The 13,198-nt window shown below is 30.8% G+C and carries 13 protein-coding genes; 3 read left to right on the top strand and 10 right to left on the bottom strand.

Translation table 11 applies throughout. The features are described from left to right. Positions 1-57: 57 nt before the first annotated feature. The 7 genes from AJN70_RS03790 to aspA all read right to left on the bottom strand — a co-directional run bounded on the left by AJN70_RS03790 (position 58) and on the right by aspA (position 7,941). The gene (locus AJN70_RS03790; RefSeq protein WP_070295505.1) at positions 58-1,260 is read right to left on the bottom strand and encodes a CsgG/HfaB family protein; all 1,203 of its coding nucleotides are present in this window, start codon (positions 1,258-1,260) and stop codon (positions 58-60) included. A 9-nt stretch (positions 1,261-1,269) separates the two neighbouring features. Next, a complete protein-coding gene (locus AJN70_RS03785) occupies positions 1,270-2,607 on the bottom strand; it encodes a DUF6844 domain-containing protein (protein WP_070233960.1) in 1,338 nt (445 codons plus the stop codon). A gap of 81 nt (positions 2,608-2,688) precedes the next feature. After that, positions 2,689-3,312 (bottom strand): penicillin-binding protein activator LpoB, encoded by a 624-nt coding sequence (lpoB, locus tag AJN70_RS03780; RefSeq protein ID WP_002851945.1) that lies wholly within the window; start codon positions 3,310-3,312, stop codon positions 2,689-2,691. A 23-nt stretch (positions 3,313-3,335) separates the two neighbouring features. Continuing rightward, positions 3,336-3,704, bottom strand: a complete 369-nt coding sequence (locus tag AJN70_RS03775) for a YcfL family protein (RefSeq protein ID WP_002881373.1) — start codon at positions 3,702-3,704, stop codon at positions 3,336-3,338. Between the two features lie 9 nt (positions 3,705-3,713). After that, complete coding sequence (locus AJN70_RS03770) at positions 3,714-5,075, bottom strand: COG3014 family protein (protein WP_070233964.1); 1,362 nt, start codon at positions 5,073-5,075, stop codon at positions 3,714-3,716. A 105-nt stretch (positions 5,076-5,180) separates the two neighbouring features. Next, positions 5,181-6,518 carry an anaerobic C4-dicarboxylate transporter gene (locus tag AJN70_RS03765; protein WP_070295504.1) on the bottom strand — a complete coding sequence of 446 codons (1,338 nt, stop codon included), beginning with the start codon at positions 6,516-6,518 and terminating at the stop codon, positions 5,181-5,183. A gap of 16 nt (positions 6,519-6,534) precedes the next feature. Then, entirely contained in the window at positions 6,535-7,941 is a 1,407-nt protein-coding gene (gene aspA, locus AJN70_RS03760; RefSeq protein ID WP_002854440.1) for an aspartate ammonia-lyase, read from the bottom strand. Between the two features lie 275 nt (positions 7,942-8,216). Here aspA and ung point away from each other — a divergent pair, with 275 nt between their 5' ends. Further along, positions 8,217-8,912, top strand: a complete 696-nt coding sequence (ung, locus tag AJN70_RS03755; RefSeq protein ID WP_070233966.1) for a uracil-DNA glycosylase — start codon at positions 8,217-8,219, stop codon at positions 8,910-8,912. Positions 8,913-9,031: 119 nt separating this feature from the next. Further along, positions 9,032-9,727 (top strand): aspartate/glutamate racemase family protein, encoded by a 696-nt coding sequence (locus tag AJN70_RS03750; RefSeq protein ID WP_044779849.1) that lies wholly within the window; start codon positions 9,032-9,034, stop codon positions 9,725-9,727. 193 nt (positions 9,728-9,920) lie between these two features. Here AJN70_RS03750 and cydB read toward each other — a convergent pair whose 3' ends face one another. From cydB to AJN70_RS03730, 3 genes are read right to left on the bottom strand one after another with little or no spacing between them, the layout of a single operon-like run. Beyond that, positions 9,921-11,045 (bottom strand): cytochrome d ubiquinol oxidase subunit II, encoded by a 1,125-nt coding sequence (cydB, locus tag AJN70_RS03740; protein WP_070276150.1) that lies wholly within the window; start codon positions 11,043-11,045, stop codon positions 9,921-9,923. Continuing rightward, positions 11,045-12,607 carry a cytochrome ubiquinol oxidase subunit I gene (locus AJN70_RS03735; RefSeq protein WP_070233969.1) on the bottom strand — a complete coding sequence of 521 codons (1,563 nt, stop codon included), beginning with the start codon at positions 12,605-12,607 and terminating at the stop codon, positions 11,045-11,047. Before AJN70_RS03735 ends, cydB begins: the two co-directional genes overlap by 1 nt. Further along, the gene (locus AJN70_RS03730; RefSeq protein WP_002860921.1) at positions 12,608-12,841 is read right to left on the bottom strand and encodes a DUF4492 domain-containing protein; all 234 of its coding nucleotides are present in this window, start codon (positions 12,839-12,841) and stop codon (positions 12,608-12,610) included. It lies immediately after the preceding gene. Between the two features lie 159 nt (positions 12,842-13,000). On the opposite strand from AJN70_RS03730, the gene AJN70_RS03725 reads away from it, so the two are divergent. Further along, complete coding sequence (locus tag AJN70_RS03725) at positions 13,001-13,189, top strand: hypothetical protein (protein WP_002932941.1); 189 nt, start codon at positions 13,001-13,003, stop codon at positions 13,187-13,189. The last annotated feature ends 9 nt before the right edge of the window (positions 13,190-13,198 follow it).

Genomic DNA, 13,198 nt, shown 5'->3' with positions numbered 1-13,198 from the left:
ATTTTTGATGAATTTAAGAAAGGATTTAGAGTTTGAGAAAAATCAAACTCTAAAAATTTAAAAGCCTAGATTTACTCCGCCACCTTCTTGGGTTTCATAATTTGCATCACGACCTATAGTATAACCATTTCCACTATTGCTACCAATTAAAGGTCTACAAATATCGCCTACTTTTACACTACCTTCTGTGATTTTTGCATAAGAAAGTTTAGGGCTTGTGCGAGTGATTTCAATACTTCCTGTTTTGCTTTCTACTCTTCCTGTATTTTCTTTTGTATAAGCATCTTTTATAACCTTCCCAAGAGCAAAACATTCATAAATATCACCTTGATTTAAGCTTTGAGAAAATACTACTTCATTGTTTTCAACGCTTGCAACTTTCAAAGGATAAATTGCATTTAAAATATCTCCTGCAATACGATTTGCAATTTGTTTGAGTGCAGCTTCATTGGCACTAAGGCTATCGTCTTTAATGCTAACTTTCATACTTAAAGTATTAGAAAATTTAATTTGTCTTGTAGCAAATAAAAACACGCGATAATCTACGATAACTTCAATTTCAGTTTTGCTTTTTCCTGTTAAATTGCTTGTTTTTTGCTTACCTTCAAGTCCTGAAATAAAAAACAATAAAATATAATCTGTTGCTAACACATTTTTAAGTTTATAAACTTCATCACTAGCTGCGTCGCCACTTTTGATTAAAGCTTTTTCCATTTCATAATAGCCACTAGAATCACGGTCTAAAACATTAAATTTACGACTTTGCAATAAATCAGAAATGATTTTTTGTTGCAAAGCTGAGCCTATACCTCTTTTTGCAACATCTGGAGTAGAATCAAAAACAGTAATACTTCTTCTATTATCTGCACTTAAACCTGGAGCTTGATACTTTTTTGTTGTTGTGGTTTTAAAAATCGTTACATTGGCTGTATATTTACCATTTACATCTTGTTCAACACTATTGATTTCATAAGTATCGGCTCTACCTTTGGTGGCTTTTGAAATTTGCTCGCTGTAATTATCTTGTATGTTTGAACCTGAATTATCAGTTGAAACGCTAGTGTTAGATTTCTTAAGAGAATTGATGCTTACTCCGCTCATTTTTCCTATAGCTTCTATAATGGCATTGTTTATCGCATCTTCCCTAGTCAAGCCTGTGCCTTCGCCTGTGCTTGATTTTGTTGAAGTTGTGGTTATAACTTTAGCATTAAGACTTAGACTTAAAAATAAGCCTAAAAAAAGAATTTTAATTATTTTCATCTTTTACCTTTAAAAATCATCCATGCTATTTACAACATTAGAGCTTCTTTGTATGCTAGAAGATTTTTTAGCTTCATTTTTTGTTGTATTTGACTTTGAATTTAAAGCCTCATTTGTGTTAGCTAAATTTTCATAAGAATAAAATCTCACAGCTCCTACATATTCAATACCATTTTCACTTGTATAGCTCCATTTTTTAAGAGTACGAATACCACGAATTTTACCGCTTGCACTTGCTTTTATTTTACTACTTACTTTGTCAATAATATTTGTTATGTTTTGAGTTTGTTCTTGAGTGGAACTATCATTAACATTAATACTTTGTTTGATAATTTCCTCGTAAGTATCACCAGTTGTTCTTTCATCTTTAAGACTTAAATTTGTATTAATAAACTCTATAATAGCAGCATCAGCCATAGTAAGTGCTGTTTCTTTGGCTCTATCTTCTAAAATATTTGTTTTTTTAGCATTGCTAGGATCTGCTACATAACCCCAGTTTCCATAACTTAAAATAATAGGCGCACCATTTTCATCATAAACTAAGCGAATTCCATATTCATTTAAAAAGCCTTTTGTATCTTTTGGCAGATACTCACTTATTGCCTTGCCTTTACCCTTAATAGCACTCTGTCTTGCTAGTGCCATATCTTTTGCTAATTGGCGAGTTTTATTGGAAATAACAGCAATAACACCTACATCATACTCACCTCTTCTTTGTGTAACTATAGTTTGCACAGGAACAAGTCCACTCATAGAACCTATGGCATTTGTCATAGTTTTATTAAGAAATTCTTGCTTTAATAAAGTCTTTTTTCTGTCTTCGCTTAAAGAATTTGTATCTATACCTAAATCTTTTAATGCCTTATCAAGCTGAGCACCAGCTAATTGTGTAAGTTTATTTAAAATTTGATCAACCTTATCACCTTTTGGCAATTCATCAAATTCCTTAGCATTAGTAGAATTATCTGCTTCATAATTTTGAATCTTGCTTGTAGCAATTCTTCCAAAAGCATCTCTTATAAATTCGCTTTGTAAATTTAACATTGCTTTTTGATAAGCATTTTGTAAAGCTTGTGCAAATTGTGGATCAGTATCATTTACAGCAACAGTACTTTTTCCCGTATAAAAAGTTTTTCCATCTTTGGTTATACCATATTCTATACCGAAATTATCGGCAAATTCTTCAAAAAAATCTTCAATTGATTTTGGGGTAATATCCTTAGTACTTGCATCAGACATTTCATTTTGAGTATTTATATCTTGTTGTGTAATTTCTACAGGCTGGGAACCTTGTGCATAAAGTAAACTTGCCATAACTAAAGAGCCAATAAATAATATTTTTTTCATTTCATATCCTTTTAAAAATCATAAAAAAAGCTCAAGCTAAACACTTGAGCTAAAAATTTTATTCATAAATTAATTTTTATTTTACCAAGTAACTGATTTACTAGAACCAGTTTTATCAATAGTTTGCTCATCTTCCCAATAAACTAAACCTGATGTTAAATCAGTAAGTCTTAGTAAGAAAAAGTATTCTACTTGAGTTTTACCATTGCTAAGTTTTACATTATCTTGTCTAATTTTACCCGCAAGAGAAAAATCAGGCGATACCAATGTCCCTTTTTTTGCTATGGTTTTTTGATTAAACTCATCATTATCTCTTAATTCTCTTACATCTTCACTCATGCTATCAAGCGCTCCGCCTGCAGCAACTGCCGAAGTTAGAACAAATTTACCTGATTTTCTTAATGCAGAAGTGATTTTTGCGGTGAGTTTTTCAGTATCGATTCTTTGCGGGGTATCATTCACAACCCTACCAATAGCAATAACCTTTCTTGTACCTGGTTTAATATTTGCAAAAGCAGGATCGCTTAACATACTATTTATCATAGTTTCAGCTGCACTTTCAAAATCTTGTCTATCAAGACCCAAGGTTAAAGCATCGCCTTTTTTTACCTGACTTGCCTTTCCATCTGTATAAGCTGTTTGCGCACAACCACTAAAAAGCAAAGCTCCAATAAGAGCTGTTCCTAAAATTTTTGTTTTTTTCATGATTTATCCTTCCTAAAATGAGATTAATTTTTTGCTTTAATTTCTAATCTAAAATCCTTCGCTCTTGTATCAGATGCAAGTTTACGAAGAATTACCTCTTGTCCTGCTGGAATTCTAAGGGCTTGATAATCCTCATTTAAAACATCTCTTAGCACAAAACCATCTTTATCTAACCAATCTACTTTATAAATTACATCTTTAGCAAAAGTACTGCGTAAAATCACTTCAAATTCTAAATAACCATTGCTATTTATACGCTTTTGAAATTGTTTTACTAAACTTTTTGGTAAATTTGAACCTAAAATTACAGTATTTTGATTTGAATTTATTTGATAACTTGGTGCACAAGCACTAAGTAAAAACATTAAAATAAATAAAATAATTTTTTTCATCTTTTAGCCTTATTTTTCCATGATAGCAACACTTGCAGGTAAATACGGAGCAAAAGAACGCACTACAACAAGAGCATTTTTATTTTTATCCAATGATTTTTGAAACAAAATATTGCCTTGTGGATCTTTGATTTCTAAATTTCCGTCGTTTTCTATTGTTGCTATGGCAATACTTTTTGGTAAACCTCTCCAAGAACGCACATCAGCTTTGTTGGTTGCAGCAGTTGCTACTGCTGTTGCAAGACTTAGCCATCCACCTGTAGAGTCATTATTTGCAACAGCTACATTTAAAGTGGTTTTAATTATAGTTTGAGCTAAGGCTTTAGCAATCATTGCAGGCATATTTATTTTAAATTCAGTAGCGACAATATTGTCTAAATCTACAAAATCATTTGTATTTTGACCATTTATATTTAAATTTGCAAAAGAAGCTTCCCTTTTTTTCAAGGTTTGTAAAGCAATATTTGTGCTAATAATTTTTTTATCCACTATAAAAGGTAAGGTTAAAGCAAATTCATCCTTAACTACACCAAATCCATTTTCATAAACTACAAAAACATATTTTTTAGCTTTTTTGACTTTTATTTTTGTGGCATATTCTTTAAAAATTTTAGCCTCTTTTTTGATAGTTTTATTTTTTGGATAAATAATAGCTACTTCTCTAAATAAATCTGCAGCTTTTCTATAATCTTTATCCATAAAGAAAAATATTGAAGCAAGATAAGTCGCATAAGGATTTATGAAATTTTTTGTTGTATCAAACTCTTTAAATAAGTTATCGTATTGTGCTTCTATAACTTTTGAGTTTTCATTCATATTTTTATCATAATTTTTATCTTCTTTTGCCTTATCTAAATCAGCACGATTTTTCTCAATTTCTTTAGCAAAATATTCTTTTGCCTTATCTTGACGCATTAAAGCACGATTAAACTCAACTCTTGCATTTTCATAATCATCTTCTTCCATATAGTTTAGAGCTTTATATATATTAACCATAATTCTTTCATATAAAGAACCATCATAATCAACTATAGTATCATTAAGCAAGGTTGTACCAACAAATTTAGCTGCTTTAGAGCCTACATTTTCTAAATCCACATCATATTTATAAGATTCTTCCACAGCATCAAAAAATACATTACTTTTGTTAAAATCACCACAATTTCTAGCAATCAAACCTGCATTTAATCCTGTATAAATGACATCATCATTTTTTTTAATTTTTTCTAAATTTTGATTGAAAAAATCATCACCACAATATTTTTGTGTTAAAGCATTTTCAAATGTTGTATTTTGTTTAACCTGATTAACACAAGCTGTTAAAAAAAGGCAAACAATACCTGAAAAAATCAACCCAACTTTTATCTTCATTAAATTCCTTTCTTAAAGAAAATTAAAAATGAATATTATAGCGTAGTATATACTTAAAAACTAATGAAAAAATTTTCACCCTAGGAGAAAAACCTAGGGTTTGATTTAAATAAGCATAGGAGCTAATACAAAGCCTAATGCTACAGCAATTGCAATAGCTAAAACTCCTGGTATAAAGAAAGAGTGATTAAATATAAATTTACCAATTCTAGTCGTTCCTGTATCATCCATTTGCACAGCGCCAAGTAAGGTTGGATAAGTTGGAAGCACAAAAAGTGCTGAAACTGCTGCAAAACAAGCTACAAGCATATAAGAATCATGCGGATTTGTTGCTGAAATTCCTAAAGCGGTGATAATTACAGGTACAATGGCCTTTGCGGTTGCTGCTTGAGAATATAAAAGCATACTTGCAAAGAAAAATGCAACTGCTAACATAGCAGGGGTTTGTTTAACCCAGTCGCCTGCTACTTCTTTAATAGAAGCTTCGTGTCCTGCAACAAAAGTATTTCCAAGCCATGCTACACCAAAAACACAAACACAAGCAGTCATACCACTTTTAAATACACTGGTATCAAGAATTTTACCTGGTTCAACTTTACAAAGCCAAGTGATCAAAGTTGCTGCAGTAAGTAAAAAGCTCATAATAGCTGCATCTCTTGGAACCACAACAGGATCAATCCATTTAATATTACTTGAAATTGCAGTTGCATAAAGTACAACTGCCAAAACAGTGATCAAGAAAATTCCTACTGAAAGTTTAGCACCTGGTTTATCTTCACCATGTAAAATAGCTCCTGCATCTTTAACAAGTCCTGCTTTTAAGCGTTCTTGATAAACGCTATCTTTGCTTAAATCCATAGGAGTGATTAAACTCACTATAAAAGCTGTAAGCATACAAGCTATAAAAGTTGTACCGATCCAAATTCCAATTAAAGTTGGATAATTCCATCCAAGTGGCTCTAAAACGCCGCTCATATAAACCACAGCTGCACTTACAGGAGAAGCAGTGATTCCAATTTGCGAAGAAACAACCATTAATGAAAGTGGAACACTAGGTTTTATGTTTTGAGATTTTGCAACATCAACTACAACAGGCATTAAAGAAAATACTGCATTTCCTGTTCCTGCTAAGATTGTAAGCAACCATCCACAAGCTGGAGCTAAATAATTTATAAATTTAGGGCTTGATCTTAAAATTTTTTCTGTCACCCTTACCATATAATCAAGTCCACCTGCTTGTTGCATAGCAGAAATTGCTGCAATAGCTGCAGCAATAATTAAAATAACATCCCAAGGAATATTACCAGGTTTCATACCTAAAACAAGTCCTAGTATAACTACACCCAATCCTCCAGTATAACCTATAGCAATACCGCCTAGGCGAATACCGATAAAAATTGCCCCAAGAAGGACGATTACTTGCAAAATTATCATTATATCCATATTAAATCCTAAAATGCTATTTTTTAGCTTCCATGTGAGGATTTAGCATATTTGATGGTGTTAAAATTTCATCAATTTGTTCTTTACTTAAAAGCCCTCTTTCAAGCGCAATATCAGCCACTCTTTTTCCAGTGTTCATTGCCTCTTTAGCTATAGAAGCTGAATTTTCATAACCAATATAAGGATTTAAAGCTGTTACTATACCTACTGAATTATAGACAAAGTCTGAACAAATTTTTTCATTTGCAGTAATACCATCTATACATTTATCAGCTAAAGTATACATTGCTTTTTCTAGCATTACAATAGAATTAAATAAGCTATATGCTGCAACTGGTTCAAAAACATTAAGTTGTAATTGTCCACCCTCGCAAGCAAAAGTTACAGTTACATCTGCTCCAATAACAAAATAACAAACTTGATTAACTACTTCAGGAATAACAGGATTTACCTTACCTGGCATGATAGAACTACCTGGTTGCATTTTTGGAAGATTAATCTCATTAAGACCACATTTTGGACCACTACTTAAAAGTCTTAAGTCATTACATACTTTAGAAAGTTTTGTTGCAACACGTTTTAAAACACCTGAAATTTGTACATAAGCTCCCGTATCTTGAGTCGCCTCGATCAAATCCTCAGCCACAGTATATTCAAAACCTGTCACTTCTCTTATTTTTCTTTCTACAACCTTCGGATAATCAGGATGAGAATTAATTCCCGTTCCAATAGCAGTTCCACCCAAATTGATCTCTAAAATCAATTTTCTAGCTTCTAATACTCTTTGTATATCTTCACCTATCATTACGGCAAAAGTTTTAAATTCACGACCTAAAGTCATAGGTACAGCATCTTGCAGTTGGGTTCTACCCATTTTAAGAACATCTTTAAATTCTTCAGCTTTTCTCTCATAAGCTTTTTTCAGATGCTCCATAGCTTTTGCCAAATCACTTAAATAATCATGCAAGGCAAGGTGTAAAGCTGTAGGATAAGCATCATTAGTACTTTGGCTTAAATTAACATGATCATTTGGATGAAGATATTGGTATTCACCTTTTTTATGACCCATAAGTTCAAGTCCTATGTTTGCTATAACTTCATTAGCATTCATATTTGTACTTGTTCCAGCACCTCCTTGGATCATATCTACTACAAATTGATCATAATACCCGCCTTCTAAAATTTTATCACACGCTTTAATAATCGCATCTTGGATATTTTTATCCAAAAGACCTAATTCATGATTTGCCATAGCTGCAGCTTTTTTTACTCTAGCCAAAGCTCTAACAAAGCGAGGAAAATCTTTTAATCTATCATGAGAAATATCAAAATTTTCAACAGCTCTAAAAGTTTGCACTCCATAATAAACCTCATCAGAGATTTCCAATTCCCCAATAAAATCATGTTCTTTTCTTGTTCCCATTTTGAACCTTTCATAAAAAGTATTTTAATTTAAAATCAAAAATTTTTGATTTAAATCATAAAATAATGATATTGCATTTTTAGTTAATAATTGGTTAATAATTAAAATACTTTCAAAATATAATAAATTAAGTATTTTTATATCCTAAATTATGTCTTTATATTTAATTTTTATTAATATAAAAAATTTTATTTACTTCAAAAAAAATTAATATATTTTTGCAAGCTTTTTTTGCTAGAATAAAATTTTTAATAATTTAAATAATTAGGGATAACATGGAAGAAATTACAATAAACATAGATAAGATTAAAATAAATGATGACTGGAAAGAATTTTTAAGAGACGAATTTCAAAAAAAATATTTTCTAGAAATCAAAAAACAATACCTAAATGCGATTGATCAAAATATAATTATTTATCCGCCTGCAAATTTAATCTTTAATGCTTTTAATTTATGTCCCTTAAAAGAAATTAAAATTATTATCCTAGGACAAGATCCCTATCATCAACCAAACCAAGCAATGGGGCTTAGTTTTTCGGTTCCAAAAAATGTAAAAATCCCACCAAGTCTTAATAATATTTTTAAAGAATTGCAAAATGATTTAAACATCGCTCCAGCAAAAAGCGGAGATTTAAGCTCTTGGGCAAAACAAGGAGTTTTGCTCTTAAATTCTATTCTTAGCGTTGAAGCAAATAAAGCAGCTAGTCATAGTTCGTGGGGTTGGCAAGAATTTAGTGATGCTATAATACATAAATTAAGCAATGAAAAATCAGGGCTTGTTTTTATGCTTTGGGGAAATTACGCAAAAAGCAAGGAGATTTTGATTGATAATGCTAAGCATTTGATTTTAAAAGCAGCTCACCCAAGCCCTTTAGCTAGAACAGGATTTTTAGGTTGTAAACATTTTTCAAAGGCTAATAAATTTTTAAAAAAAGTTGGTAAAATTCCTGTAGATTGGAAAATAGTTTAAAAAATTATTTTAAATTTTAATAAAAATATTAAAATATATTTATTTATTTAAAAATAAATCGTATTTCTATGAAATATATTATAATAAAACAACTCAAAAATTAATTTTTAAGGAGAAAAATGAAAACCATTGGTATTATAGGCGGAATGAGTTTTGAAAGTACTATTACTTATTATAAAACAATAAATCAAGCTATAAATGATAAATTAAAATCTTTAAATTCTGCAAAAATTTTACTTTACAGTGTTAATTTTGAAGAAATAGAAAATTTACAAAGCCAAGATAAATGGCAAGAAGCTGCGCAAATTTTAACTCAGTGTGCTAAAAAATTAGAACTTGCAGGGGCTAGTTTTATAATAATTGCAACTAATACTATGCATAAGGTTTTTGATGAAATTCAACAAAACATAAATATCCCTATTTTGCATATTGCAAAAAGCTCTGCTAAGGCTTTAAAACAAGAAAACATACAAAAAATTGGTTTATTGGGTACTAAATACACAATGACTCAGGATTTTTATAAAAAAATGCTTATTGAAGAAAATATTAGCGTTATTATTCCTAGCGATGAAGATATAAAAATCGTTAATGATATTATTTTTAATGAGCTTTGCAAGGGTAAAATCAAGCAAGAATCTAAAGAAAAATATTTAAATATTATAAAAAAATTACAAGAAAAAGGTGCAAAGGGAGTGCTTTTAGCTTGCACTGAAATTGGTTTATTAATATCCAAAAATGATACAAATATCAAAATTTTTGACACAAGCCTTATTCACGCCCTTGATGCTGCTAATGAAGCTTTAAAAGATTTATGATTAAAAGATGCCCAAAAGTGGGCAAATTGCAATATTTTGAAAAGATTTATACTTATATCGGTTTAAATCTTATCTTGCTTTATAGTTTGCTATCTTTTTCTAATTGATTGATATTTAGCATTATAAATTTATAGCTTAGATAAATTACTAAAGGCCAAGTCAATAAAAACAAAGCATGTAACATTTTTTCTCCTTAATATGCGTGATCATCGTTTGCGATTTCTTCGCGTGTGATTTTTACCTTATCCATTGCATTCCAAACATAGATAATATAAGCTAAAACAAAAGGTACAAGCAAAGACACATAAGCCATGACGCTTAGAGTATAATAGCTTGAACTTGCATTTTTTAAAGTTAAAGAACTTTGTAAATCACTTAAAGATGGGTAAAAAGCACTTTGACCTAAACCAATACTTGATAATAAAGCAAAAACTATTAAAACCGTTCCAAGTCCTAAAGTAAAAATAGCCTTAGAGCAACCTTTTGCTCCTTGAACCATACCTAAAAGCACTAAAATCACACCAATAACAAGCAAAACAGCAAAAATCATTTGATTTAAGAAATTATATAAATATAAATTCGCACTCATGCTTACAACTCCATTGATATCTACACTAAAACCATCTTTTAAGAAAATCCACGCTAAAAAACCTAAGAAAAAAGGTAAAAATAGAATGCTATTGATCATAAGTTTTTTCATAGCTCTTATTTTGATATTCTCATCATTGATATTGTTCATAAAATACGCTGCGCCTAAAAGCCTTGCTAAAAATACCAAAGCTAAGCCTAAGAGATAATTAAAAGGATTGAGTAAAAGCTCTAAGCCGTGCAAAGGATTTTGCCAAGAAACAAAATTATGCTCATTTAAGATAAATTCGGAACCGCTAAAAAAGCTACTTACTGCAACTCCGATTAAAAACACACCTAAATAGCCATTAATTTTAAGAAAAATTTCATAGGTTTTAGAGCCATAAACATTATTTTCTTTTTTACGATACTCATAAGCCACAGCTTGTAAAATAAAACAAAATAAAATACAAAGCCAAGCCCAATAAGCTCCGCCAAAACTTGTACTATAAAAAAGTGGAAAAGCTGCAAAAGCAGCTCCGCCAAAAAGTACGAGAGTTGTAAAACCAAGCTCCCATTTACGCCCTAAAGAATTGACTAGCATGGTTTTTTCAAGCTCATCCTTGCTAAGCTCATCGATTAAAGTTTGTCCACCTTGGACAAAAAACATAAAAACTAAAAGTCCGCCGAGCAAACTTAAAATCAACCACCAATAAATTTGCAAACCTTCGAGTTCTAAACCAAAAAACATCATTTTTCTCCTTTGCCCATAAGTGGAGTATGCTCTGCATGTGCGTCAAAACCTTTTTTAATCTGAGTAAGTATGATTTTAACTTCTGCAATCAATAAGGCTGTAAAAAGTACTGCAAAAATCCAAAATGAAATTTGAACATTGACTTTTCCAAGTTGCGTTGCTGCGATATGTACAGGAAGTAAGTCTTGAATTGCCCAAGGTTGTCTGCCTACTTCAGCAACAATCCAGCCTGCTTCAGCGGCGATATAACCCAATGGAATGGATAATAAACATACCCAAAGTACTTTTCTAAATTTCTCAATATCATTTGCCATAGTAAGATAAAGAGTAACGATGAAAAGTAAAAAGAAAAAACTTCCCAAAGCAACCATGATATGAAAGCTATAAAAAGTTAAAGCCACAGGCGGAATAGTATCGCTTGGTTTTTCTAGATATCCATAGCCAAAATCTTTAAAATGAGTTTCTAAAATAGATTTGTGATTTGCCATAGCTATTGTATCATTGTTTTCTTTAGCAAGCTTATAGTCTTTTAGAGCTTGTATAGCGATTTTTCCTCTATCGATACGATTTTGCATAGGTTCTATACCTTTGCTTTCATTTCCATAGATTAAATCTTCAATTCCTGGTACAAAAGAATTTGGATCACGGTTTCCTAATATAGAAAGAGCGTAAGGTATAGTAATGTCAAATAAAAACACACTTTCGTTATTATCTATGGTTTTTTTAGGGTTTAAGATTCCAAAAGGTACAAGTCCTGCACGATGTTCACCTTGATAAACCCCTTCCATAGCTGCAAGTTTCATAGGTTGAGTTTGAGTTACACGGTAAGCACTTTCATCTCCGCTGAAAAACAAAAAGATTGAACAAACCAAACCAAAACTAGCTCCTACAACTAAGCTTTTTTTAGCCTCGATAATATGGCGTCCCTTTAACATAAACCAAGCTGAAATTCCTATTACAAATAAAGCTGAAATCACATAACCACTGCCTATGGTATGTAAAAATTTTGAAATAGCCACAGGAGAAAGTGCTACTTCAAAAAAGCTTTGCATTTCATTTCTTGCTGTATCAGGGTTAAAGCTCATTCCTACAGGATATTGCATCCAACCATTTGCCACTAAAATCCAAAAAGCAGAAAGATTACTTCCTATAGCCACACACCAAGTTGAAAGTAAGTGAAAACCCTTACTTACTTTATCCCAGCCAAAAAACATAACTGCAAAAAAAGTAGCCTCTAAAAAAAATGCCATAATACCTTCAATCGCCAAAGGTGCACCAAAAATATCTCCCACAAACCAGCTATAATTTGCCCAGTTTGTTCCAAATTCAAATTCCATTATAATACCTGTAGCTACACCGATAGCAAAATTTATAGCAAATAATGAAAGCCAAAATTTGGTGATTTTTTTCCATCTTTCATTTTTAGTTTTTACATAGATAGTCTCCATGATAGCAATGATAAAAGATAAGCCTAAGGTTAAAGGCACAAACAAAAAATGATAAAGTGCAGTTAAAGCAAACTGCGCTCTTGACCAATCAACGCTATTAAGTTCGTTCATTTATTTTCCTTCGAGTGTAAGATTTTTGAGTACAAAAGTGCTTTTTTCTTTGTCGCTTTTAAAAATAGAATTAAAATTTACATCAAAAACAAAAAGTTTTAAAATCACAAACATAACAAAAAGTTTGATAAAGATAATTTTCCAAAGGGTCTTTCCAAGAGTTAAATTTTTAAAACCTTCTTTGTAAAAATTAAAAATTTGAGAAATACTAAAATATAAGTGTTTAAGATGCATGTAAATTCTACCTTTAAAAACAACAAAATAAAACATTTTAAGAAGCGGAAAATTATAATGAAAATTATGTTATTATTTTCTTAAAAAATTTAAATACATAATCAAGGTTTTTAATGCAAAAAATTAAAGTTTTTATTTTTTTTATGATTTTTTTCTTTAATGCATGTTCTTCTAAATTTTGAAAATGTAAATCCTTTGGGGCGTTCATTTGGAGAATTTGAAGATACTAATTCTTTTTCTTTAAAACTAGGACTTGAACCTATTTTTCCTACTAATCAAGAAATTCCAAGTTTAATTAGCAATGCTGATTTAGTACTTATTACTCCTATTTACCCCACCTTTAACTAGTAGCATCAA

Source organism: Campylobacter sp. BCW_4341, from assembly GCF_001764255.1.
GTDB lineage: Bacteria > Campylobacterota > Campylobacteria > Campylobacterales > Campylobacteraceae > Campylobacter_D > Campylobacter_D jejuni.
Note: the sequence above shows the minus strand (reverse complement) of the source record. Positions and strands in the feature narration are given on the sequence as shown.